This is a genomic window from Nostoc sp. CmiVER01 (assembly GCF_034531135.2).
Classification (GTDB): Bacteria; Cyanobacteriota; Cyanobacteriia; order Cyanobacteriales; family Nostocaceae; genus Nostoc.
Genome location: NZ_JAVRBU020000022.1, coordinates 63,227 through 89,392 on the forward strand (window position 1 = coordinate 63,227; position 26,166 = coordinate 89,392).

Annotated in this window: 19 protein-coding genes and 1 pseudogene; 10 read left to right on the forward strand and 10 right to left on the reverse strand. The window is 39.4% G+C overall.

The annotated features are described in order from the left end of the window. The first annotated feature begins 54 nt into the window (after positions 1–54). Positions 55–327 (forward strand): DUF2281 domain-containing protein, encoded by a 273-nt coding sequence (locus tag RMZ43_RS30675; protein WP_322654975.1) that lies wholly within the window; start codon positions 55–57, stop codon positions 325–327. Positions 328–355: 28 nt separating this feature from the next. On the opposite strand, the gene RMZ43_RS30680 is transcribed toward RMZ43_RS30675, so the two are convergent. After that, the gene (locus RMZ43_RS30680) at positions 356–1,246 is read right to left on the reverse strand and encodes a hypothetical protein (RefSeq protein ID WP_322654976.1); all 891 of its coding nucleotides are present in this window, start codon (positions 1,244–1,246) and stop codon (positions 356–358) included. A 606-nt stretch (positions 1,247–1,852) separates the two neighbouring features. Next, the gene (locus tag RMZ43_RS30685) at positions 1,853–4,066 is read right to left on the reverse strand and encodes a phosphoketolase (protein WP_322654977.1); all 2,214 of its coding nucleotides are present in this window, start codon (positions 4,064–4,066) and stop codon (positions 1,853–1,855) included. Between the two features lie 189 nt (positions 4,067–4,255). On the opposite strand from RMZ43_RS30685, the pseudogene RMZ43_RS30690 reads away from it, so the two are divergent. From RMZ43_RS30690 to crtO, 4 genes and pseudogenes are all read left to right on the forward strand, one after another. Next, positions 4,256–5,208: pseudogene (locus RMZ43_RS30690) on the forward strand (cytochrome P450). Positions 5,209–5,786: 578 nt separating this feature from the next. Next, positions 5,787–7,163, forward strand: coding sequence for a cytochrome P450 (locus RMZ43_RS30695; protein ID WP_322654978.1), 1,377 nt, complete (start codon positions 5,787–5,789; stop codon positions 7,161–7,163). 101 nt (positions 7,164–7,264) lie between these two features. Further along, entirely contained in the window at positions 7,265–8,020 is a 756-nt protein-coding gene (locus RMZ43_RS30700) for an LmeA family phospholipid-binding protein (protein ID WP_322654979.1), read from the forward strand. A gap of 104 nt (positions 8,021–8,124) precedes the next feature. Beyond that, on the forward strand, positions 8,125–9,819 hold the full coding sequence (crtO, locus tag RMZ43_RS30705; RefSeq protein ID WP_322654980.1) for a beta-carotene ketolase CrtO: 1,695 nt from the start codon (positions 8,125–8,127) through the stop codon (positions 9,817–9,819). A gap of 141 nt (positions 9,820–9,960) precedes the next feature. On the opposite strand, the gene RMZ43_RS30710 is transcribed toward crtO, so the two are convergent. Then, entirely contained in the window at positions 9,961–10,488 is a 528-nt protein-coding gene (locus RMZ43_RS30710) for an AbfB domain-containing protein (protein ID WP_322654981.1), read from the reverse strand. An 881-nt stretch (positions 10,489–11,369) separates the two neighbouring features. On the opposite strand from RMZ43_RS30710, the gene RMZ43_RS30715 reads away from it, so the two are divergent. Together RMZ43_RS30715 and RMZ43_RS30720 are read left to right on the forward strand one after the other, a co-directional pair. Further along, entirely contained in the window at positions 11,370–12,113 is a 744-nt protein-coding gene (locus tag RMZ43_RS30715; protein ID WP_322650521.1) for a tetratricopeptide repeat protein, read from the forward strand. A gap of 78 nt (positions 12,114–12,191) precedes the next feature. Continuing rightward, positions 12,192–13,103, forward strand: a complete 912-nt coding sequence (locus RMZ43_RS30720) for an SDR family oxidoreductase (RefSeq protein WP_322650520.1) — start codon at positions 12,192–12,194, stop codon at positions 13,101–13,103. A gap of 14 nt (positions 13,104–13,117) precedes the next feature. Here RMZ43_RS30720 and gcvP read toward each other — a convergent pair whose 3' ends face one another. The 3 genes from gcvP to gcvT all read right to left on the reverse strand — a co-directional run bounded on the left by gcvP (position 13,118) and on the right by gcvT (position 17,976). Continuing rightward, positions 13,118–16,033: an aminomethyl-transferring glycine dehydrogenase gene (gene gcvP, locus RMZ43_RS30725; RefSeq protein ID WP_322650519.1), complete on the reverse strand. Its 2,916-nt coding sequence runs from the start codon at positions 16,031–16,033 to the stop codon at positions 13,118–13,120. A 287-nt stretch (positions 16,034–16,320) separates the two neighbouring features. Beyond that, the gene (gene gcvH / locus RMZ43_RS30730) at positions 16,321–16,710 is read right to left on the reverse strand and encodes a glycine cleavage system protein GcvH (RefSeq protein WP_100899443.1); all 390 of its coding nucleotides are present in this window, start codon (positions 16,708–16,710) and stop codon (positions 16,321–16,323) included. A gap of 129 nt (positions 16,711–16,839) precedes the next feature. Next, positions 16,840–17,976 carry a glycine cleavage system aminomethyltransferase GcvT gene (gene gcvT, locus RMZ43_RS30735; protein WP_322654982.1) on the reverse strand — a complete coding sequence of 379 codons (1,137 nt, stop codon included), beginning with the start codon at positions 17,974–17,976 and terminating at the stop codon, positions 16,840–16,842. 283 nt (positions 17,977–18,259) lie between these two features. Here gcvT and RMZ43_RS30740 point away from each other — a divergent pair, with 283 nt between their 5' ends. Then, positions 18,260–18,757, forward strand: coding sequence for a pentapeptide repeat-containing protein (locus RMZ43_RS30740; RefSeq protein ID WP_322654983.1), 498 nt, complete (start codon positions 18,260–18,262; stop codon positions 18,755–18,757). A 105-nt stretch (positions 18,758–18,862) separates the two neighbouring features. On the opposite strand, the gene RMZ43_RS30745 is transcribed toward RMZ43_RS30740, so the two are convergent. The 3 genes from RMZ43_RS30745 to RMZ43_RS30755 form a co-directional block, all read right to left on the reverse strand. Continuing rightward, positions 18,863–20,755, reverse strand: a complete 1,893-nt coding sequence (locus RMZ43_RS30745; protein WP_322654984.1) for a tetratricopeptide repeat protein — start codon at positions 20,753–20,755, stop codon at positions 18,863–18,865. A 523-nt stretch (positions 20,756–21,278) separates the two neighbouring features. After that, complete coding sequence (locus RMZ43_RS30750; RefSeq protein WP_322654985.1) at positions 21,279–22,949, reverse strand: ABC transporter ATP-binding protein; 1,671 nt, start codon at positions 22,947–22,949, stop codon at positions 21,279–21,281. 282 nt (positions 22,950–23,231) lie between these two features. Further along, entirely contained in the window at positions 23,232–23,525 is a 294-nt protein-coding gene (locus RMZ43_RS30755; protein ID WP_322650515.1) for a hypothetical protein, read from the reverse strand. A gap of 621 nt (positions 23,526–24,146) precedes the next feature. On the opposite strand from RMZ43_RS30755, the gene RMZ43_RS30760 reads away from it, so the two are divergent. Continuing rightward, positions 24,147–24,470 (forward strand): hypothetical protein, encoded by a 324-nt coding sequence (locus RMZ43_RS30760; RefSeq protein WP_322654986.1) that lies wholly within the window; start codon positions 24,147–24,149, stop codon positions 24,468–24,470. Positions 24,471–24,586: 116 nt separating this feature from the next. Here RMZ43_RS30760 and RMZ43_RS30765 read toward each other — a convergent pair whose 3' ends face one another. After that, a complete protein-coding gene (locus RMZ43_RS30765; RefSeq protein ID WP_322650513.1) occupies positions 24,587–24,796 on the reverse strand; it encodes a hypothetical protein in 210 nt (69 codons plus the stop codon). Positions 24,797–25,455: 659 nt separating this feature from the next. Between RMZ43_RS30765 and RMZ43_RS30770 the strand changes: the two genes are divergently transcribed. Then, positions 25,456–25,776, forward strand: a complete 321-nt coding sequence (locus tag RMZ43_RS30770; RefSeq protein WP_322650576.1) for a hypothetical protein — start codon at positions 25,456–25,458, stop codon at positions 25,774–25,776. The last annotated feature ends 390 nt before the right edge of the window (positions 25,777–26,166 follow it).

Genomic DNA, 26,166 nt, shown 5'->3' on the forward strand with positions numbered 1-26,166 from the left:
AAATAATACTTTAAAGTTTAAAATATATTTAGTTTATGCGAGACGCTAGAGAAAATGAGCATTGAAGAAATTATTATAGACAAGGTAAGAATATTACCTCCTGATAAGCAACAAGAGGCGTTAGATTTTGTAGAATTTTTGCTTGCAAAAATCCAAAAGCAAGAGTTATCATCTCAAAAAAAGAATTCAGGGGTTTCTGGTTTGACTCTGGCTCAAGAATACATTGGTTGTGTGGAAGCAGCAAGTGATTTGTCTACGAATAAAGATTATATGGATGGTTACGGTTCGCGATCGGACGATGGGTATTCCCCAATCTCTAGACTGTGATACGTGTATATTATTTTGTTGTAAATGCTTATACAAAAACTTTTAGTGGATGATTCATCTGTGTTGTTTGATCTAGTAAATCATCGTGCTTTAGCTTCTGTATCTCTTCTTTAAGAGTTTTCTGAACAATTTTGACGATTAAAGCTTCCAAGTCTGCTACTGTGAGACTACTTAGAAGCTGGTCTGATGTTGGTTGAAAGTTTTGCATAGAAAATATTTTTGTATCTTGATCTATTAGTGTAAGTGATGTTTCTTTCTCTAGTTCAGAGTAATTTAAGCATTCATTTATAATCATGTTTTTAGTTATTAAAGGATTTTTATTATTCCAATTTGACACAATTTGAAAATAACCTGCGGCATCTTCTAAACAATACTCAAACATATTTAATAAAATATCTATCCAACCGCTTTTTCGTAAAAATACTTTTCTGGGATTCTTACGAAAATAACTCCCATCAATCTTTTTATTTACTTTAATTTCAAGATGTTCAAACAAACCATTTAAACCTTTATAGCCATATAATTGTGAATAATCTCTAAAATCAAATAATTTTATTTCATTAACGTTTGAATGTATGGCTAAAACTTTTGATCTATTTCTCAACGTTATTAGATCACTATTTTTTATATTGAAGCCAATAAATATTTTGTTTTTAAATCTTTCAATATCTTTTATGATTTCCTCAACAAGTTGATTTTCCTCAGATTCAAATTCTAAAAACTTAATTTTTATATATTGTTGCTTACTTGTTTTGAGAAGCCGAGTAATAGTGTATCCATATATTTTTTGTACTGCTTTTCCCTGTATCTGTAAATAATCCGGCCAAAATTCTAAGTCAAGAAAAACCAAATCATAGATAGAATCATTAGAAAAGTTATTGATAAATTGCCCATCAATCTTGACCTCTATCTTATACATAAAATATTTTGGGTATTATTTACATATTAAAAATATACAAAAAAATAATTACAATAAAAACAGGATATACACGTATTAAACCGCTAATCTATTTGCGTTTATCTGCGTGCATATGCTGTTAGAAATTCAGACTTTTCTAGTTACACAATCTTACTGAATGTACTAACCCGATCGCACTTTTCGTCAAGCCTCCACAGTGAATCCATTAAACGTCATGTTTTCCATAAAAATATCCGTTTCATCCTGGCTTATAAATCAAGTTTTGAACTCGTAAACTAGCTTTTGTGACATGAAAAGCAGCTTTTGCGACATGAAAAGCAGCTTTTGCGACATGAAAAGTAGCTTTTGTGACTTGAAAAGTAGCTTTTGTGACTTGAAAAGCAGCTTTTGTGACTTGAAAAGCAGCTTTTGTGACTTGAAAACCTGTTAATGTTAAAGAATTTCAGCAAATCTAACCAGATTTATTTATAAACTAATCTCAATGCCTTAGAAGTTCTCATAAAAAAACGCAAATATACGCATTAAACGCAATTTTTCAGCATTCCCATACGTATATTTGCGATAAAATAAAAGACGATGCCTACGGCTGGCTACGTCTACGCAGCTTTAATGTACTAATGCGATCGCACGTTTCGTCAACGCCTCAGCAGTCAATCCATTAAACGCCATCAACTCACCAGCACTCGCGGTAGTCTCCCCACGTTTCCACGCGAAGGTGTCGCGCTTCGCCGTACTCCGTAACAGAATTGGTTCTAGCATCCCCGCAGCACCACCAGTAACAGCAATTAGCGCATCGCCATCAAATAATTTGGCAAATTTCGCATCATCCAAGAAACCGCCTTCGGGTTCAGAACAAATATCCCATGCAGTATCATGACTACGGTACAATTGCCGAGGATTAATAATAGAAACTATCTTCACGCCAATACCTTCAGTTTCTAAGAAAGCCGCAGCTTCAAATACTGGCATCAATGTCATATCACCAATTACAGCAAATACAACTTGTCTATCGCCAGCAATTTCATGTAATAACACTGCACCATCGCGCAACCCTTGACGAGTTTGTTCTAAAGTTGTACGAATTGGTAACGGCGATTTACTTGCAGTAATTACAATTCCCTTATTTTTAGTTTTCAAAGCCCAATCATAACAAGCTTGAATACTATTAGCATCAGGCGGAAATAATGGGAAAACATTTCCATTTCGCATCAATGAAGCAAAGTAAGCTTCAATTTCAGGACGTTGGTGAGTCCAACCGTTGCGCCCTTGTTCTAATGCGCCTGCTGTGAATAAAGTAATAGTCGAGGGAGTTTGACGGCGCAATTCTGCCATTGATTGGGTTACAGTTTGCCAAATTGGTAATCCGTTGATGGCAAAAGATTCGTAAGAACACCACAAAGTTCTCGCACCCATTAACGCCAAACCCGCAGCTAAACCAGCACAAGCATCTTCACTCAAAGGTTCATAAACTTGTCCGTTTGGTGCTTGATTATATAAGTCGTCGGTTGTGGGGTGAATAATCTTTAATGCTTGGTTGATGTTGGCAATTCCAGATGCTTCGTTACCGTCGGCGTTGGTGACGAGGAAATTTCGATCTTTATTTCCAACTATTCCTACCAATCGTCCCATCGCGGTTGTGGAAACTTTTGCTTCACCACCAACAGCATATTCTTCTAAAGGTAATTCGCCTAAATCTGGTAATGGAAATTCAAATTCTGTTACTACAGTTTTTGCTGCTGGGCCACCACCGGCGCGTTCGGCATTTGTTCTAACTAATTGCCAAGCTTCCGCAGACAAAGCACGGGTTTGCAATGCACTAACAATATGAGGCGCATCCAGCGTATCTTTGGGATAGAGGTTGTGAGATTTTGACCCCCGCGCGTGGACTCCTGCACCTTTGAGTTGTTTAATAATGAAGACGGTAAGTTTACCATCCAATGCCGATCGCGCTGCTTTATCTACACCAGAAAGTACTGCTTGAGTAAATTCTAGGCGTTTCTCAAAAGAAAAGGCAGTACTATCAACGTAATCCCCTGGTTGATTTTGATCGTCGAAATCCTTGGCATCCACTAACACCACTTCATCAAAACCGTTACCTTGCCAATATGCTTGCATCTCTGGGTTGGTTTTCAGGGAAACCATGCTGTGATGTTCTTGGCTGTAACCGTTCCACACCAACACCGGCAAGAAGTTGGTGACAGCAGGATAAGCTGTATGGAAATGTGCGATCGCACTTACAATATAAGGCTCACCCAATCCACCATCACCAACTGTAAAGGGGAATAATTTATCTTTGTGCAACAGTGCAGCCGCCATTGCAAAGTGTTGCCCTTGTCCCAAAGGCCCCGCAGGTGCAAGAATACCGGGAATGTAACCAGAAAGGTGTCCTAATAATCCGTGCTTTTCTCGGAAGCGATCGCGCAATTCTTGAACTGTAAAAATTCCCATGTCCTCTAGCGAACGATCCAAGAACATGGCACTATAAAATCCGGGGGCGTGGTGTCCGACTTCAGTAATAATGTTTTTGTATCCCAGCATGACAAGAGATGCGTAAGCTTCCGCTTGGCTGGCGAATCCACCGGGATGCCCAGAAGCTTTACTAGCAGTAACTTGCAAAGTTAGGTAGCGTAAGGCATCAGCAGCAAGTAAAGTTTGATATACAGCATTCGGTTCTGTGGGAGATGCGATCGCTACTTTGCCCGATTCTATAGCAGGTGTTGCACCATAAGTTTCAAAATCTGGTAAAGCTTCACCAAAATATTGAATTCCTTCAGAAAAATCGGGAAGCGCTGAAGATGCCTTTGGAGAAATTGCAGTCATGCTGAGTACCTTGTGACGATTAGATAAAACTGTAGATGCTCGTTGAATTTAACAAAAATTTTACATCTTTGAGGTTGTAACAGTTTATTGCTTTTTCGCAATCACAGTATAAGTAACTTGAATCAACAAAAATTCATGAGTTTCAGTTAGTTAAAGTAAGAACAAGATATAAATTAACAAAAGAATTTTATGAAATTACCAAATGGCCCGCAAAGCCCAGCAGTTTTACAGATGCTACGCTGGATTACCAGCCCCATGTCATTTATGGAAACTTGTGCCGAAAGATATGGGGACATGTTCACCATCAGGTTAGAAAGTAAATCTCCGCCATTGATATTTGTCAGTAACCCTGAAGTGCTACAGCAGATTTTAACCAACGATACCAAAGCGTTAGAAGCATCTGGTGATACAAATCTGGTGTTTGAATCTTTACTTGGTAAGCGTTCTGTGATTACCATAGCTTACTCATGGCAGCTAAGGATGAAGCAGGTCAACCAATGACTGATAAAGAGTTACGCGATGAATTAATGACTCTGTTGATAGCAGGACACGAAACTACAGCAACAGCGATCGCATGGGCATTTTACTGGATTCACAAAATCCCATCAGTACGCCAAAAGTTACTCCAAGAACTAGATAGCCTGGGTTATAGCCCTGACCCTAGCGCCATTTTTAAATTACCCTACCTCAATGCTGTTTGTTCCGAAACCTTGCGAATTTACCCAGTCGCAATGCTAACCTTTGCCAGAGTAGTTAGAACACCTATATCTTTGGGTGGCTACGAACTTAAACCAGGTACAGGTGTTATTGGTTCAATTTACTTGACCCACCAACGAGAAGATTTATACCCGGAACCTAAGCAGTTTAAACCAGAACGCTTTTTAGAACGGCAATTTTCTCCTTATGAATACTTGCCTTTTGGAGGTGGTGCAAGGCGGTGTATTGGTTTAGCATTTGCCCAGTTGGAAATGAAGCTAGCACTTGCTAAAATCCTTTCCAGTCGAGAATTAGAACTAGTTGACAATGGTAAAGTGCGACCTAAGCGCCGTGGTTTAGTCACAGGCCCAAATCGTACCATCCAGATGATTGTCACCAGTCAACGTCAGGTCAAATCTCCCGTTCTACAGACAACCACTGTTTGATGCTGTGAGGCTTAATAGACTTCTTGCATAAGTCGGGAAAAGGGTAAGGGGAAAGGGGGAAAGGTTCTGTATTATCCCGTTCCCCTTTAACATGAACCCCTTTTTCCCCTCTTGCAAAAAGTACTTTTGCAAGAGGTCTAATGGGTGCATTCAGCAAACCTTCAATCATCTCTACATTTAGATAGATTTTCAGTGCTTTTAAACAATTTCTCATAGCCCTTTTTTAAGGAGGGTCATGATGGATTTTGATATATTACAACTGTAAAAAGAATTATTTTTAAGGCTGTTACTATACACTAACAGAAGACATTTTAACATCACCAAAGGATGTAATTTTAATGGGTTATTTTAAAATATTTGAGTAATTTTTTTTATAAATGGCTTTAAAAATTCAGAAAAAATATTATGATTAACTTTGTAAAAATTAATAGTGATTAATTCTCGGCGATCCTCTCAAAATATTAAAAAATCTTGCTCTAATTGCATCTTTTTTAAGGAGTATTAGAGAGAATTAAGCCTTAACCCAAGCAGATTGAATTATTTGCGCCTTTTTAAATCCTAAAACTATCGAATAAACAATGAAACTATTTGATAATTTACGCACACCAGCGTTGCTACAAACTCTGCAATTAATTGCTGAACCAACAAAGTTTTTAGAAAATAATGCTGCTAAGTATGGTGATATTTTCACAGTACAGGTAATGGGTTTAAAGTCGCCACCGATAGTATTTTTTAGCCATCCCCAAGCAATTAGTGATTGTTTTTCCATCCCTGTACACAAGTTAGATTTTAAGAAAGCAACCCATGTGTTTAAACCCTTGTTTGGAGAAAAATCCATTGTATTTCAAGAAGCGCGATCGCACCAACAACAAAGGCAGTTATTATTACCAGCATTTCATGGCGATAATTTAAAATCTTATGGACAAGCAATTTGTCAAATAACTGAAGAAGCTACACAAAATTGGACATTATGTACAAATATTTGTATACACAACTTAATGTCAAATATAACTTTAGAAATTATCTTGCAAGTGGTATTTGGAATTACTCATGGTGTGCGTTACCAAGAATTAAAAGAGAAATTAAGTTCTTTATTAGAAGATGTAACTAAGCCTTGGTATTCTAGCTTGTTTTTCTTTCCTTTGCTGCAACAAGATTTAGGTGCATGGAGTCCTTGGGGAGCTTTCTTAAAAAGACGAGAGCAAATTGATAAACTCATCTATGCAGAAATTTCTGAAAGACGTTTGCAAAATACTGCTATGCGTACAGATATTCTCAGTATGCTAATGTCAGCGCGTGACGTAAATGGACAACAAATGACAGATGAAGAATTACGCGATCAACTAGTCTCATTATTGCTATTGGGTTACGAAACTACATCTGGCGTATTAGCCTGGATATTTTATTTAATTCACTCTCATCTAGATGTGAAACATCGGCTCATGCAAGAACTAAATACCTTGGACGATCTCACAAATCCTGAAGCAATCATACAATTACCTTATCTTACCGCCGTCTGTCAAGAAACACTGCGAATTCATCCTATTGCTTTAATTTGCACACCGCGAATGGTAAAAGATAAAGTAGAAATTATGGAGCATAAATTTACCTCAGAAACAATTTTAGTTCCTTGTATTTATTTAGCACATCGCCGAAGTGAGACTTACACAGAACCAGAACAGTTTCGTCCAGAAAGATTCCTCAACCAAAAGTTTTCGCCTTATGAATATTTACCATTTGGTGGAGGTTATCGTGGTTGCATTGGTGCGGCATTTTCTATGTATGAACTAAAATTAGTAACAGCCATAATATTATCTCATTTTGAACTAAGCCTTACTGATAAACGTCCAGTACATCCAGTCCGTCGTGGTATTACAATTGTCCCTAGCGGTGGTGTAAAAATGGTTGTTACCAAAAAAGCAAAACTTAAAAGACAAACAATACTTTCTACTTGATTACTCAATCCGCCAATTTGCATATACCGCAATATAGATCCGCTCATTAGGATCTAGCCTTTACAGTAAATAGTAGAGGATATTTAGGAGATTATTAATTTATGCCTGATGAGCATCGGTTGGAAGAACAATTTCTATCGCAAGAAGCTGAAAGAAGAATATCTGAAAAGCTAGATGACGTAGAAAAAATTGAAATAGATGTACAAACCGATCTGTTGAAAATAGTTCAGGGGGAGGCGGATGGAGTTACGGTTGCAGGGCAAGGATTAGTAATCCAAGAAGATATTCGCGTACAAGAAATAAAACTGCAAACAGAAAGTATTAATATCAATCCTTTAAGTGCTATTTTTGGTCAAATAGAACTCAATAAGCCAGTAAATGCCATTGCCCGGATTATACTCACAGAAGTAGATATGAACCGCACCTTGGCATCAGACTTTGTTCGCCGCAAGATGCAAGATTTTGATTTGGATGTAGATGGTAGAATTGTGAGTTTTGAGGCGCAAAAAATTGAAATATTTTTACCTGGTGATGGCAAAATAGAATGTAGAGGAAGAGTGCTGTTAAAGGAAAAGGGAAATACTCGCCCTTTGGCTTACACTGCGATCGCCCGCCCACGCACTAGTTCACAACCTGCGATGCTAGAGAGTTTTAACTGTACTGAGGGAGGGGGAATTTCCATCGAAGTAGTTACAGCTTTAATGCAAAAAGCCAAAGAATGGATGAATATACCATATTTTAAATGGGAAGATATGGTGTTTCATATTAAAGATATAAAAGTAGAAACTGGTAGTTTAGTGCTTCTCGTAGAAACTCAAATGAGGCAAATACCATCATCAGAAATATTATCTCCTTAGTAATATAGGCAGTAGTTAAAAATAATTTTTGCTACTGAAGGATGATGTAAAAGTAGTAAAATGTTTCTACTATTTAGAAAGCTACTTATTTCTAAATTTAAACTATGCAAGAGTATGATGTTGTGCTAATTGGTGCTGGACACAATGGGTTAGTTTGTGCAGCTTATTTGCTGAAAGCTGGTTATAGCGTCCTGTTACTAGAAAAGCGTTCTGTTCCAGGTGGTGCAGCAACAACTGAAGAATGTTTACCACAAGAGGCTCCTGGATTTAAATTTAACTTGTGTGCTATTGACCATGAATTTATTCATTTAGGGCCAGTAGTTGAAGAATTAGAACTAGAAAAATACGGATTGCATTATTTGGAGTGCGATCCAGTTGTTTTCTGTCCTCATCCTGATGGTAAGTATTTCTTAGCACATAAATCGTTAGAAAAAACTTGTGCAGAAATCGCTCGTTATAATGAACGTGATGCTAAAAAATACGCAGAATTTGTAGATTATTGGCAACGAGCGATCGGTGCAATGATTCCGATGTTTAATGCACCGCCAAAGTCAATTATAGATATTGTTGGCAACTACGATATCAAAAAATTCAAAGATTTATTTTCGGTTATTGGTTCGCCAAACAAAACGCTGGACTTTATTCGCACCATGCTAACCAGCGCCGAGGATTTACTTAACGAGTGGTTTGATGAGGAATTTTTAAAAGCGCCATTAGCCAGACTTGCAGCAGAACTTGGTGCGCCGCCATCGCAAAAAACCCTTGCCATTGGTGCAATTATGATGGCGATGCGTCACAACCCTGGAATGGCCAGACCACGCGGCGGAACTGGCGCACTTGTGCAAGCTTTGGTGAATTTAGTCACAAGCAAAGGTGGCGTTATTCTCACAGACCAGCATGTTGAAAAAGTTTTAATTGATGATGGAAAAGCCGTTGGTGTCCGAGTGGCTGGCGGTAAAGAATATCGCGCTAAATACGGGGTTATTTCTAATATCGATGCCAAGCGGTTATTTTTACAAATGACTGATAAAAGTGATATCGATGGAGCCGACCCAGATTTATGGGAAAGATTAGAACGCCGCATCGTTAACAACAACGAAACCATCCTCAAGATAGACTTAGCTTTGGACGAACCACTGCGCTTTCCATACCACGCTCATAAAGACGAATATCTCGTTGGTTCTATCTTGATTGCCGATTCCGTGGCTCATGTCGAACAGGCTCATAGTAAATGTACCTTGGGAGAAATTCCTGATGCTGACCCATCAATGTATGTGGTGATGCCTAGCTACTTAGATCCCACATTAGCACCACCAGGTAAGCACACCGTATGGATTGAGTTTTTTGCTCCTTATCAAATTGCCGGTGCAGAAGGTACTGGTTTAAAAGGGACTGGTTGGACAGATGAATTGAAAAACAAAGTTGCAGATAAAGTGGTTGATAAGTTGGCAAATTATGCACCAAATGTCAAAGATGCAACTATCGCCCGTCGTGTAGAAAGTCCAGCAGAACTAGGAGAAAGATTAGGTGCGTACAAAGGGAATTATTACCATGTTGACATGACCCTGGATCAGATGATATTTTTCCGTCCCTTACCAGAAATAGCCAATTACAAAACGCCAATTGATAATCTATTTTTGACTGGTGCAGGGACTCATCCAGGTGGTTCCATTTCGGGAATGCCGGGACGCAATTGTGCCCGCGCATTCTTGCAGGCAAAACATCCCATTAGCCAAACTTTGAAGGATGCAAGAGATTCGATTAAGTCAACTGTCGAGTCGGTGTTTGGAATTAGTTAAGCTTGCACAGCCAGAGTGTATTATCACCAAAGCATACATCTGTTTTTGCAAAAGTTAAAAACAGACGTATGCTTTGAGGCTATATTTACCACAATTACTGGCTGAGGATGCTGCTATTTTCTACGTCTATAGCTACCCTGGCTAGGGAATGAACGGTGCTACTAGTGTAAAAGTGGCATCGTTGAAAAACACACTATCAGTGCTATACGGGTCAATATATAGCTTAAAGTTTTTGTGGCGTATATAGTAAGTAGGGAAATTATATGACTGAAAAGAAACGTTTGTTAAACTTGCTAAACCTGGTTTTATACAAAACGTTGCATCATTTTTGAACAGCGTAGTATTGTCATTAGGAGCTAATACAATTGTAAAATTCTGATGTCTTAAGTAGTATCCTGGAAAATTTGAGGATTCAAATGAAACACAGTTAGAAGACGCTAACCCCGATCTAACTGTAAATCTTGCGTCTGCTCTGTCTAGAGAACTTGAAATGGGGCTAATTTCGCCAAAGAAATTGCGATGACGAATATAGAAGGTAGGAAAATTAAATGCTCGTATTGAAACAGTAGGTTCAACAGGAGTTGATTGTGCGATCGCAGGATTAATTGATGCAGAAATAGATATAGGAAGCGCTGATAGGGTTAGTGCTAATGCAAAAAAGGTTTTCATAGTTACGATCCTTTAAATGCCATTTGCAACAATGCTCTTATTTGAAATTTAGTCTTACTACAGCTTTGTGTGCGTAAAATTGTCACGTTTTTCAATGCAGACGAGCGCAATGTAAACGCAAAGCAACGCAGAGTTTTAACTAATTTCATTTATTAGGAATAATTAATTAAATTATTATACTTAGTTCCAAGATTTTGGAAATTAGTTATAAATCTTTATATAACCTATCTTAATATTAAGGCTTTGTAGAATGAAACTACTCTTATTAGTCGCTGCATCAAAACTGATTTAAATTAAACTTTAAGAAAGTAAATGTTATGTAAAAATCTGTTTATATTAAAGTTAGAGTCTTAATAAAGTTTCAGAATTGAATGGGACTAAGATAATTTGAAACGCTTATATTAGTAGCAATTTGAGCTTAAGCCTTAAGTCTTTTTAATTGAGATGGTAGCTTGATTTACACTGTGCTGTACTAATAAGATCACACTGTTATTAATAATACCACAAAAATGCGATGTCTACAACGGGCTACGCCTACGCAACGTAAATATAGTAATCCTATTTGATTCGCTTTACACCGAAAGGCTTAGATCCCCGACTTAATTCAACAAGTCGGGGATCTTTTTGTTCGTAACTCCTACACAGATTGCGATAGCAACACAAATGATTGTTTTTTGAGTGAAACAGACCCTAAATAATTGCTTTATGTGTATTTAATATGATAATGTAACATACACTTGAGCTTAACTAGCTTATATGCATTATCAACAAAGCTATTTCTTAGAATATAAGGAAATTAATGGGTAAAAAGTAGTGTATTTTGATAATACTCAGAAAACAAACAGTCTTTAACATTATCTTATAAGTTTTGTAGGTACAGCATGGTTTTTCGGCACTGCTTGGTTGCATCTAGCTTGATAGGTTTCTTCGCATTTGGTTGTAGTGGTGGGGCAAACTCATCAACAGAAAATACTACAAAAGTTGTGCAAGAAAGTAATGTAACCCAGCTTTTTATAGAAGCGAAGGCTACTCAAAAAGTAGAAGATTTCTTTCATCAAGGGAATAATTTATTAGATGGACACCGTTACGAAGATGCAATAAAAGCTTATGACAAAGCGATCGCCATCAAAGTTGAAAGTCCTGAAGCTTGGATTAACCGTGGCATAGCTTTAACATCGTTGCAACGTTACCAAGACGCGATCGCATCTTACGACCAAGCGATCGCTATCCAACCCAACAAAGATGAAGCCTGGTATAATCGTGGCATAGCCTTAACATCGTTGCAACGCTACCAAGACGCGATAGCATCTTACGACAAAGCGATCGCCATTCAACCCGGCAAATATGAAGCCTTAATTAACCGAGGCATTGCTCTAACAAAACTCCATCGCTACCAAGATGCGATCGCGTCTTATAATAAAGCGATCGCCATCAAGCCGGATTTGCACCAAGCATATTACAATAAAGCTTGCTCTTATGCTTTACAAAACAATCTCGAATTAGCAATTGAGAACCTAGATAAAGCAATCCAGTTTGTTCCTGATAAATACAAGAAGTTAGCAAAAACTGACCCAGACTTTAGAAAAGTGCGTAGTGAAAAGCAGTTTCAGGAATTAGTGCAATAGGATTTTATAACCACCATTCAGTGTAAAATAGAAGCTTGCTATAACAAAGATTTTTTCTTGAGCGGTTTACGATTAGACATGAAAAAATTGTTAATCACCGGAGCAAGTGGTTTTTTAGGATGGCATATTTGCAAGCTTGCAAAACAAGAATGGGAGATTTATGGTACTTATTTATCCCATCCTTTAGAGATTCCTGGCATAAAAATGTTAAAAGCAAACTTAACAAATTTTCAGGAATTGCAGCGCATCTTTAGTCATATAAAACCAACAGCAGTGGTTCATACTGCCGCACAATCAAAACCAAATTTTTGTCAAACCCACCCTGAAGAATCGCACGCAATTAACGTTATAGCATCCTGCAATATTGCCGGACTTTGCGCGGATGATTCTATTCCTTGTGCTTTTACCTCAACCGATTTGGTTTTTGATGGTTTAAATGCTCCATATAGAGAAACAGATGCCGTGTGCCCTGTGAATCTTTACGGTGAGCAAAAAGTCATGGCAGAAGTAGGTATGCTAGAAAGATATCCCATGACAGCAGTGTGTCGGATGCCGTTAATGTTTGGTGCAGAAACACCCACAGCAAACAGCTTTATTCAGCCATTTATTGAGACTTTACAAGCAGAAAAAGAACTAAATTTATTTATTGATGAATTTCGCACTCCAGTGAGTGGAACAACTGCCGCCAAAGGACTTTTATTAGCATTGGAAAAAGTTAACGGCATCATTCATTTAGGTGGAAAAGAGCGAATTTCACGTTATGATTTTGGAAAAATATTAGTTGAGGTATTTCAACTTCCCGCCATCGGTCTTAAATCCTGCCGTCAACAAGATGTGAAAATGGCAGCGCCTAGACCAGCAGATGTTTCTTTGGATAGTTCCAAAGCATTCGCATTGGGGTATCAGCCTTTATCTTTACGAGAAGAATTAGAAGAGTTAGGAATTAAAACTCCTAACTCTTGTACAGACGCAATTAATCGCGTCTCCTAACTCCTCACTTAATTTTAATAAGCATCCATTGGCAAACAAGAACAAACAAAATTCCTATCACCAAAGGCTGCATCAATGCGACCAACAGCCGGCCAGAATTTATACTCACGAGTCCAAGGCGCAGGATAAGCAGCTTGTTCACGAGAATAGGGATGATGCCATTCGCTGGTGATGAGACTTTCAGCAGTATGGGGTGCGTTCTTCAAAACATTATCTTGAGCATCCACCTTACCTGATTCTATTTCGGCGATTTCTTGGCGAATAGAAATCAACGCATCACAAAAACGATCTAACTCTTGTTTAGATTCACTTTCTGTAGGTTCCACCATGATTGTACCCCCTACAGGCCAGGAGACAGTCGGCGCATGGAAACCGTAGTCTATAAGACGCTTGGCAACATCATCAATTTCGATCGCAGCTGATTTTTTGAGCGATCGTAAATCTAAAATACATTCATGGGCAACTAGACCATTTTTCCCCTGATACAAAACCGGATAGTACGATTCCAGTCTCTTAGCGATGTAGTTAGCATTGAGAATCGCCACCTTAGTTGCTTCGGTTAAACCATCTGCGCCCATCATGGCAATGTACATCCAAGAAATCACCAAGATACTAGCACTACCCCAAGGTGCAGCCGCCACAGCACCAATACGTTGGGAATTAGAAATTTCTTCCCCAGTCCCTACCACAGGATGTCCAGGGAGAAAAGGCACAAGATGAGAGGCTATCCCAATGGGCCCCATACCAGGGCCACCGCCACCATGAGGAATACAGAAGGTTTTATGCAAGTTTAAATGGCAGACATCCGCGCCAATATCTCCAGGACGGCAAATCCCTACTTGAGCGTTCATATTTGCCCCATCCATGTAAACTTGCCCACCGTGACTATGGACAACAGCGCAGATTTCCTGAATTGGCTCCTCAAAAACACCATGAGTTGAGGGATATGTCACCATTAAGGCGGCTAGTTCATTACTGTGTTTTTCTGCCTTACTCTTCAGGTCATCAACGTCAATATTACCTTGTGAGTCACAGGCAACTGCCACCACCTTCATCCCGCACATCACCGCACTGGCTGGATTTGTCCCATGTGCCGAAGTGGGAATCAAACAAACATTACGGTGTGCTTCACCCCGGCTTTCGTGATACTGGCGAATTACTAAAAGTCCCGTGTATTCACCCTGAGAACCAGCATTTGGTTGTAGAGAAATACCAGCAAACCCGGTAATTTCAGCTAACCATGCCTCAAGTTGCTCAAACAACATTTGATAACCCTGTGTTTGCGACACAGGTGCAAACGGGTGAATCTTGCCAAATTCTTCCCAACTTACCGGAATCATCTCAGCTGTCGCATTCAACTTCATTGTGCATGACCCCAAAGGAATCATTGATGTTGTTAGCGACAAATCCTTGCTTTCTAGCTTGTGCAAATAGCGCAACAACTCAGTTTCTGAGTGATAGCGGTTAAAAACTGGGTGGGTGAGATATCTACTTGTGCGGCACAGGGAGAGATGGGGAACAGAGGGAGAAGTTAATTCTTCTAGGGTAAAAGGTAAATCATCTGTACCAGCGAAAATATGCCAGAGGTCAATTAAGTCTTCTGGTGTAGTGGTTTCATCCAGTGAGATACCAACAGCAGTTGTATCAAAAACCCGCAGGTTAATTTGAAGTTGTTCAGCAGTTGTCAGAATATTTTTTAAATTGTGTGTTCCCAATTCTACTCGCAGCGTATCAAAGAAAGATTCGGAAACAACCTTGTAACCCAAACGCTTCAGTCCTTGTGCCAACAACACCGTTAATGAGTGGATGGTTTCAGCAATTTGTTTCAGTCCATCTGGGCCATGATAGACGGCGTACATACTCGCCATTACCGCCAGTAGCACCTGTGCTGTACAAATATTACTAGTAGCTTTTTCACGGCGGATGTGCTGTTCGCGAGTTTGCAAGGCAAGACGCAATGCAGGCTTACCTTGAGCATCTTTTGAGACTCCCACAATTCGCCCTGGAACCAGCCGCTTATACTCTTCCTTCGTAGCAAAGTATGCCGCGTGAGGCCCCCCAAACCCCAATGGAATACCGAACCTCTGAGTGCTACCCACAGCAATATCAGCGCCAAATTCCCCAGGAGGGGTCAGCAAAGTTAAACTTAAAGGATCTGCTGCTACCGTCACCAATGCACCCTTAGCATGGGCTTTTTCTATAAAAGCGCGGTAGTCGTAAATAGTCCCATCACTAGCGGGGTATTGCAGAACAGCCCCAAAAATTGGTTGATCAAAATCAAATGTTTGATGATCGCCAACAACAATCTTAATCCCTAATGGTTTAGCGCGTGTTTGCAACACGTCGATAGTTTGGGGATGACAGTCACCAGAGACGAAATAGGCATTTGCCTGATTTTTACAAACACCATAGCTTAGGCTCATCGCTTCAGCTGCTGCTGTGGCTTCATCAAGTAAGGAAGCATTAGCGATTTCCAAACCTGTTAAGTCGATAATTAGGGTTTGGAAATTTAGCAATGCTTCTAGTCGCCCTTGGGCAATTTCTGGCTGATAAGGAGTGTAGGCAGTATACCAACCGGGGTTTTCTAGGATATTACGCCCAATCACAGGTGGGGTAATAGTGTCGTAATATCCCATACCGATGTATGAACGGAAAACCTGATTTTTGGCAGCAACTTCTTTTAATGATGTCTGTGCTGCATACTCACTTTCAGCTTCTGGTAACTTTAACGGTTGCTTCAGCCGAATTGCCTGCGGGACTGTTTGGTTGATTAGAGCATCCAGGCTAGGAAACCCCAAAACCTTAAGCATAAGCTGGATATCATCGGAGTTAGGGCCAATGTGTCTTGGCACAAAACTACTTAACTTTTGACTTTTTTCGTCCAGCACTTGCTGCTCATTAGACTTGAGAATAGGGGCGTTCAATACCACAAATTACTCTCCAGATGGTACTATTTCATATTTTGCAATAAATACTCATGAGAAGTAGGTGTAACTTTTCAATTCATCTAAATTTCATGACTTATCTTTGGGTGGGCAGTGGAAAGAGGGAGGGGGCAGGGAGCAGGGAGCAAGGGGGATAGAAAAGAATGAGGATTCAACCCATGTTCCCCCCTTCATTCCACGGCAGATAAAAGAGGCAAGGGAGCAGAGAGCGGGAAGAATTGGGGAGAAAAGATATTTGCAGTTTTTCCCCCTGCCCCCTGCCCCTTGACTCCCTACTCCCCTTCTACTTGTGCGCGATACTCATCGGCGGTCAAAGCATCCTCAACTTCATCAGGGTCATTGACGCGCACTTTCAAAAACCACCCTTCTCCGTAAGGGTCTTCTGACACGTCTTCAGGAGAATTAATTAAAGCTTCATTGCGTTCTATAACTGTGCCTGTCACTGGTGAATTCAATTCTTCAACGGCTTTTACTGATTCAATTGTGCCAAAGTTTTCTCCCCTAGTAAGAGCGTCACCAATTTCTGGCAGTTCTAAAAAGACGATATCGCCCAATTCATGTACAGCAAATTCAGTAATACCAATGGTGGCAATTTCACCATCTATTCGCACGTATTCATGAGAATCCAGGTATCTGAAATCTTGAGGATATTCAAAAGACATATCACTTCCTCTCCCTTATCAAAAAAATTATTGCCCCAACAGTCATCCAAGCCATATTTAGTAATGAACCTTACTGTATGTACATTGACTAACTCACAACACATTATTCCTCAAAAACCTCGACGCTTATCAGTTGGCGACACGATTTTTTGACCGAAAAAAGGGACGTTTAACTACAACTCCTGGGTAAGCTTTGCCGCGAATTTCGACTTCTAGCTGTTGACCGATGGTTGCTAATTGAGTAGGAACATAAGCTAAGGCAATAGGATAACCAAGTGTAGGCGATAGAGTACCACTGGTAACTTCTCCCACAACTTTACCTACTGATAACACTTGATAGCCGTGACGGGCAATGTTGCGTCCTTGGGTTTGCAAACCCACTAATCGGCGCTGCACTCCAATGGCTTTTTGCTGTGCTAAAATTTCCCGACCAATAAATTCGCCTTTGGTATCTAGGTGAACTAGCCACCCCAAACCTGCTTCTAAAGGTGTGGTGGTGTCATCGATATCTTGTCCGTAAAGTGCCATCGCCGCTTCTAGCCGCAGAGTGTCTCTCGCACCGAGTCCACAGGGGATAACACCAGCATTATAGAGACTTAACCACAATTCTACCCCCACATCCGGGTCTACCATCACCTCAAAGCCATCTTCCCCGGTGTAACCTGTGCGGGCCAGGAAAGCAGGTTTCCCTAGTAGGGTTGTTTCTAAATGTCCGAAGGCTTTAATTGGTTGTAAGTCTTCTTGCACTAAGGGTTGGAGGTATTTAATCGCTTTTGGCCCTTGCACGGCAATTAAGGCTTTATCTGGTGAAAGGTCTTGGAATTGCACTTTATCCAGGTCAAGGTGTTGCAATAGCCATGCTTTATCTTTAGCAGAGGTTGCTGCATTGACGATGATGAATGCCTTCTGTATACCAATAGTGTCTTCACCTTGGTAATAAACAATGATATCGTCAATAATTCCAGCTTGGGGATTTAACAATACGGTGTATTGTGCTTGACCAGGTTGCAATCGACTCAAGTCTGAAGGCACTAGAGGCTGGAGTTGGGAAATGAGGTTTTTACCTTGGAGGGTAAATTTGCCCATGTGAGAAATATCAAACATTCCGGCTGTATTTCTTACAGCCTCGTGTTCGCGGCTAATGCCACTAAATTGCACAGGCATTTCCCAACCGCCAAAGCTGGTAAAGCGTGCTTTAAGTTCTAAACCCAGTTGATATAAAGGGGTTCGCGCCAGAGATTGGGCGTTGTCTTCTTGATTAACCACAGATAATTTTGCGTAGATGCGGAGCAACTTGCCGTTAGGCGTCGCACCTCAACATCTATAATCCTACGAGATGCTTTCTGGTTTGACAGTCTTATGTATTGAATTTGGGCATTGGGCATGGGAAAGAGGATTTAGGGACAAGGAGAATTGGAAACAAGGGGAAAGACTTGTTGGAAGTTCTAAACTTTTGTCACCTTGTCCCCTCTGCTCCCCACTCCCTTGTCCCCTTCCATAAGCTTTAATAGTTAATGGTGCAAGTGTTGAGATTTATTAAGAAGACATTATGAAATATTGGCGACTGTTAGCTAGCTTTGTCTTAGCGATGGTTCTTTTTTGCTTTCCCCTATCGGCGCAAGCTGCAAGTTCTTCCAGTATTACCCGTTCTGTAGGTAATGATGAACTCAAGGGCAAGGATTACTCTGGTCAAAGTTTAGTTGGTACTGAGTTCACCAATCTCAAATTAGAGAATGCTAATTTTAGCAGTGCTGACTTACGTGGTGTCGTGTTTAACGGTACTCTGCTGGAGGGAGTAAATCTGCATGGTGCTGATTTTAGTGAAGGTATAGCCTATTTAACACAGTTTAAGGATGCTGATTTAAGTGATGCTGTATTAACTGATGCAATGATGCTGCGTTCTATTTTTGATGATGTAAATGTCACAGGTGCTGATTTTACAAATGCAATTTTAGATGGGACGCAAGTGAAGAAACTTTGTGTTAAGGCAAGTGGTGTTAATTCTAAAACTGGTGTAGATACTCGCCAGTCTTTAGGGTGTAAGTAGAATTTATCCCCTTCTTCGCTGGGGGGAGGGGGATATTTTTTTTACGAATTACTAATTACGAATTAGGCGCAGCGATGTCTAACGACAAGCCGCTTTGCGTCTACGCTAGTGATATGCTTCTCTTAAAAAGCTGGCATAATTTGCCCGAATCGTCATAGTAGTAGGATGACTTACACCTAAAGTTTGTTCACAAATTTTCAAAGCTTGCTCAAATAAAGGTTTGGCTTTCCTGTACCGTCTTGTATTACGGTAGAGTGCTGCGAGATTGTTCAGACTAATGGCGACATCAGGATGATTGTCTCCCAGCAGGCGTCTGCTCATTTCTAAAGCTTCTTGATATAAGGGTTCGGCTTTGGTGTGGCGTTCTGTAGATTCGTAGAGTTGTGCTAAATTATTCAGACTAGTAGCGACATCAAGATGGTTCTCTCCCAGCAAGCGTTTTCTCAGTTCTAAAGCTTTTTTAAGCAAGGGTTCAGCTTTGCTGTAGCGTCCTGTATAACAGTACAATGCCGCTAAATTGTTCAAGGTTGTAGCCACATGGGGATGTTCTTCTCCCACTAGGCGTTTCCACAGTTTCAAAGCTTGCTGATACAAAGGTTCGGCTTGGTTATAGCGTCCTATAGATTCATAGAGTAATGCTAAATAGCTTAGGATAGTGGCGACATCGGTATGTTCTTCTCCTAGCAGGCGTTTCCTCAGTTTTAAAGCTTGGTGATACAGAGGTTCGGCTTCGCTATAACGTCCTATAGAATCGTACAGTTGTGCTAAATTATTCAGGCTAGTGGCAACATCAAGATGGTTCTCTCCTAGCAGACGTTTTCTAAGTTTTAAAGCTTGCTGATACAAAGGTTCAGCTTCGCTGTAACGTCCTGTAGATTTGTAAAATCCGGCTAAATTGTTCAAACTAGCAGCAACATCGGTATGTTCTAAACCAAGACGATTTTGAGTCAGATATACACACTTTTGCAACCAAGATTCTGCTTGCTGATAAAGTCCTTGACCTTGATAAAACCAAGACAATTTAGTAAAAAGAGTGATTAGATTTTCATCGCCTACATACTGGGATAGGTGGGTTGCAACTTGTATAATGTGCGGGATATGTGGAGTGAGGTTGAGAATATCTTCATGGTTAGGCTGTTGCGGAATTAGCTTTGCTACTTCTAACATCATCCCTGCAAAATTAGTTTTTGCTTCATCCGCCTTATTTGACTTATCCAACTTCATTTGAAAAAGTTGCCGAATCAGGGGATTGAGATGATAAATTCCTTTAGTTTTCTGTCGTAACAAATGCAATTCTAGCAAATCAGCTATGGCTTTGCGCCAAAGTTCTTGTTTTTTGTTATCTTCTACCGTCTCAAGAGATAAGGGAATGTCAGCTAAAGCACACAAACTTAGCAAACAGCCAAAACTTTGTGCATTTTCATCCAACTCTTCCCAACTTAATTCAAAAGCTTCAGCTACACCGTATTCATAAGCCATCAATGAGTTAGCATTGACTACTGATTCATGTTCCACTCGTTTTTTCTCTAGCCGCTTTAGCAGTGTTTCCAAAGACAAATCTGGCATTTTATACAGATATTGTCCTACTAACTCTAACGCTAAAGGCAAATATCCTAAAAATTTACAAATTCTTCTCGCAACCCAAGGTTCTTGTTGCAGTCTTTCCCGAATCACCAGCGTTTTTAATAATTTCATCGCCGCCGATGGTTTGAGGACATCCAATTCGCTATTATATTTCGCTCTCAGGTAGGTTTGTAAAGTTTCTAGTTTGTTTTCATTGTTAGAAATAGCTAACTCAGGATAACTCTGAGCGAACTTTTCATATATCTCACCCATCAATTTTCTGAAAGCAGCAATATCAACGTTTAATTCGCTGATAAGTTTAGCTTCACTTTTACCTAAATTCTCATTATTATAATACTTTAGAAAAGCTGCTGTTTGCTCTAGAGATAAGCTATGGGTAGCAGCTTCTTTGGCTAGAAAATTAGCCCATTGCATAAACAGTTTATGAAGTTTATTTTTAATTCTACTTTGTCTCTATTTGGAAATCTCCTCTCTTTGGGTTAAAAATACCATTTGCATAAGTTAAGTTGGTGCAATAAAACTAAACTATGTGAAGAAAGATAAACTAGATTAAAACCCGATACGCTTGGGTTAAGGCTAAAACTCTTTATCAAAGTCAAATTTTTTTACGTAGACGCATTAGCGTAGTCTCTCCAAGAGTTGTGGCCGCAGGCTAGCTACCGCAGAGGCACAGAGAAGCTAGTGCGCCCTTGCGGGTTCCCCGACTTAAAACAACTGGCGCAAAACAGAGAGAAGAAAAAAATGCCTAACCCAAGCTTATTGGATTAAAACCCTCTTCCCTCCAGCAAGAACTGCCTTATCCCAAGGACAAATTTTTATACCGACCTACTTAGAAACATTCAAAGGCAGTGCTTGCGGTTAGACATCGCCACTTGAGCCTCTGAACCTACAGAGACGCGATAAATCGCATCTTTATAAGAGTTAGGAGTTTGTTTGATTAAGCGCGTGCTAGTAAGGGGGCAGCAGCTAGTAAGGTTTTGGTATAAGGGTGCTGAGGATTAGCAAAAATGGTTTTTGTCAGACCAAGTTCGACAATTTTACCGCCATTCATCACGGCAATACGATCGCACAAAAATCGAGCTAACCAAAGATCGTGAGTAATAAACAGATAAGTTAACTCAAATTCTTCTTTTAATTGCAACATCAAATCCAGCACTTGCGATTGCACGCTAGCGTCTAGCATACTTACTGGTTCATCGCAGATCAAAAGTTTAGGGTGAGTAATCAAAGCACGAGCGATCGCAACTCTTTGCTGTTGTCCCCCAGATAAATCTGATGGATAACGCTCATAATATACTTCTGGGGGCGTTAACCCAACTTTCTCTAGCATCCACAAAACCTGTTCTTTTGCCTTAACGGGATCGGCTAAATTGTGGATAAATAAAGGATCGGCAATACTTTGTCCCACTGTCATCGCTGGATTAAGACAAGCATGAGGATCTTGAAAAACCATTTGGATTTGTCGCCGTGAGGAGCGAATTTCTTGACGCGACAGTTTAGTTAAATCTTGTCCTAAAAACTCAACTTTGCCACTAGTAGGACGAATTAGTTGCAAGATTGTTCGTGATAGCGTACTTTTACCACAACCTGATTCCCCAACTAAGCCAAGAATTTCTCCGGGATAAATATCTAGGTTGATACCATCTACTGCTTTAATGGTCTGGGTTTGTGTCTTAAACAGTCGTTCAATAAAGTTAGGTTCTATGGTGTAGTGTTGCTTGAGTTCACTGACGCTCAAAATTGGGGATTGTTTATTAACAATGGGTAATTGCTTTTCTGAGTCATTGGCAATTATCAATTCTCCGTCGTCATTTACTGCTTGAATATGTAAAGCTGCTTTTAAGAGCGATCGCGTATATTCATGTTGAGGGTGTCTAAATACGGTTTCTGTAGAACCCATTTCCACCATTTTGCCGTTGTACATGACGCCAATGCGATCGCAATACTCAGCCACCATTGCTAAATCGTGAGAAATCAGCAATAATCCCATGTTTTCTTCACCGCACAGACGAGTTAATTCTTTTAATATCTGTGCGGAAACGGTGACATCTAAACTGGTAGTAGGTTCATCGGCAACAATTAACTTGGGGTTGAGGAGTAAAGCTAAAGCGATCGCTACCCGTTGGCGCATTCCACCGCTAAACTCGTGGGGATACTGATTCCAGCGACTAGCTGGAATATTCACCTTTGCTAAGGTAGCAAGTGCTTTTTCTTTGGCTTCGCGGGTTGATAATTCTGGTGAGTGTGCCTGAAGGGTTTCGATACAATGCTTACCAATCGTCATTAACGGATCGAGGCGTGTCATGGGATCTTGAAAAATTAAGGCGATCGTTTCTCCCCGAAATTTCCGCAACTGGTTAGGCATCAAGTCAAACACCGACTGTCCTTGAAATGTCACCTGTCCCTCAATCCGACTAGAGGCTGGTAGTAAACGCATTACTGCCCGTCCTATAGTTGACTTACCACAACCCGACTCTCCCACCAATCCCATTCTTTCACCTGGTTGCAAGGTGAAAGATACATCATCAACCGCCCAGCTTGCTTCTTCTCCACTCCGTGCAGGATAGGCAACTCGCAGATTTTCGATACAGAATAAGGCTTCACTCATAGTTTAGTTATCAGCCCTGAGCTACCAGTTTTTATAATTTTAAATTTAAGATAGTCTATCAGATTAGTATTAAACCTCTGTTATGCAAATATATTTATTGTCTTAGCGTAGGCATAGGCTCTCCAAGAGAAACCTTGAAGCTGGATTAATTTGTATCTATCGGCAACCAACCCAAAGGGAGCAACAATATCCGCTAATCTTCTATCATACCGATTTATACTGCTTGTCTCAACTTTTATCTGTTTATCTGAGAGACAAGCTAGTATTTTACTATTGAGCTAATTAATGTTCATGATCTTGATAATAATCGTTTAGTCCTTGCTCAGTTTCTAGTAGCCGTGAAATAAGCACATCTGCTTTTCTACTAATAACAGAGCTAACTTTATCGATAGCAACTACTTCACTGATTTTAACAACCATTTCCCAAAGAGTATCCTCCTCTGTATCTTTGTTGTAAGTTCTATGTTTAAAACACAACAAATCATCCCAAACTCCGATAATTGTGGCGAAATACCATTTATCCCGTACTAGTATCCAGATTTCTTGTTCTAAGTAAGTCTGTAGAAGAGGTTTCACGATGAGTAAGATAATGGAAAAGATTGTGCTACATATTAAGTAAGTATTAATCAGTAAAGCAACAGTTAAAATACTGATATATTTTAGTGTAAATTATATTTACCTATTTTAAAAATTAGTAAATAGACTGTATGCAAACCAAGGTTTTGCCAATAGCTAAGTTAGTAATTTTATTATTTTGGGAAAGACTACCTGTATAAAATACAATTTTATGATTTAGTATTGACTGTTACAGACTGGAATATATACTACAGCATTATCACTGAAGCGGCTCGACACCATTCCTAAACTAGTAATTTAGCTGATGTATTGCCAAAGGTGCGATCGCCTATTTATCCAACCTAACAAGGCTATTTCATTATCGTCTACCCTGTCTCAGAACGAATTCTGAGTCTGCGACTGAGCAAAGATATAGTCTACAGTCTACGCTATCCGCCATTTCTGCTCAGTTTACCCAATTGAATTCTGACAACTGACGCCTTTATTCTATTCGATAAATTTTTAGCTTATTAATTCACCCATTTGTAGGAAGTAATTAGTAAGCCAATAAGTAAAATTTGCTTATAATCAGACCAACATAAGATGGTTTGAAATAGCATTCACGCAATAGATGTATCAATCATGTTAAACCTGATATTTACCGGATGTATAAAAATAAAACCCTTGGTGCTTTCAACAGCTTTTTTACTGGCTATACAAATTTCTGCCAATGCTGAACAAGCCTTTCCTAGTTTGACTCCAACACAAGCTCAACATTTATCCCGCGACTTAGTTCCATATAACTCTCAAGAATTTTTTAGACAAGGAAAAAATTCGATGGAGAGAGAAATTCAAATTCTTAGGCTAAGGCAACTGCGCCCAATTAAACCTGTTCTTAAGATTAATTCAGTACCGCAGATAAAAGTACCCCGTACTCAGCAAAACCCTAATATCTTAACTAGGTAAGAATTATCATGTGTTTATAAAACTTTAGCAGACTCAGTTATCACAATTATTATGCTCTGCGTCTCTCTGAGAGAGTTATTGTGTTTCAATAAACTTTGCAACACAAATTTATAATCTTAATCGTCTAGTAAACTCATCAACGCTAGAACTTCAACGTCTTGCGACTCTGATAATTGATCTTGTAACTTTAATAATTCTTCTTCTAATGCTTCAGCTACATAGAGCATATTAGATTCTTGTGCAATTTTTAGCTGATTTTCTTTAATCTTGATTTGCTTAAGCAAGGTAGGTTCAAAATTAATTGAATTGTAATCTTGAGTAATCATAGCTTTATATTTTTATCTATCTACTGAATGCAATTAAATTTACCACCTATGTATTATTCCACAGTTTCACCGTTTTTTAAATATCTAGTAATTTAATTTTCATTACTCATAGTACAGTACAGCGTAAAGAAACATACCATTTTAAATGGTGCAAAAGCTTGGGATACAATATTTCTGACTTCCGCCTTATATTAGTAGTATTTACGGGTATAGCAAGCTTAATACATCATGTCCGTATTTTTAGAGGCTTTTACAAAAATGGAAATCATGATATAAGATTGGTTGACTTAAGGGGAATTTTAGATAATACATAAAACTTACGCATGAGTACTGGAAAAACCTAGACGTATACTTTTACAGAGAAGCAAGCTATGCAAAACGTCTGTCTGCGACACGCTGCGCGTTCGTAGAGAATAGGCTGACCGCAAACTACCACAGGAGACACCGCGAAATAACCGGGCTAGTACCGCAGGGCGGAAGTCAAAAGTCAAAAGTCAAAAGTCAAAATGAATACAGGGTAATAGTTTCGTTGATTTGGAATGGGTGGTTTATTTATGCCGTGCTGTACTAGAAATTTTTTGCATAAGTCTTCATAGATGAAATTGTCTATTACTTTACTGAGTATTGCCACATAATTTAAACAATTTTTTGTGAATGATATGAACTTAAAGCTTATAAAAAGATACATTTTTACCTTTGTAAAAATTATATCTACAATCCTTATAACAAGCGCAATTGGATTGGAATCATGGAATATTTATGCAGTAATAACTAATACTAATCTACCAAGCAGCCTTAATCCAATTTTTTGGATTGAGCGTTTTGCCGTCACTAGCCATTTTATCGAAAGTATTATAGCAGCTTTCTATGCACCTTCAAGAAAAAAGATGCCAATAAAATATGCTACTTATACTTTTTTTGTAGGCACAATTGGCTTGTTAGAACTGTTTGATCGAGAGAATGATTCCTCTACGCCTTAAGGTATAGGTTTTTAGATTAGATCAGTTGGTAGGGCGTATGTAAAACGGCGTAAATAATTAAAGGTTTGTAGTAAGGACTAAAGTCCTAAAAGAAGGACTAAAGTCCTTACTACGAAATGATTACAATAATTTTACATTCACTAACATATAGGACTCATGCAAGAACTCTCTGAAACCCTCTTCCTTCGCGTTCTTTGCGTTCTTTGCGGTTCGTTTTTTCATAATTTTGCGTAAGTCCTGACATAGTTCGATTTATTTGCATTGCCTTACTTAAGCAAAAGCCAGGTGTGGGTTTTCAAGAATCTAGGTGATTAATGAATCTGACAGGCAGAAGGGAGTATAGTTTGTATAGTTAGCTTTTTGCTGAAATTTGAGTTTGACACTAAAGGA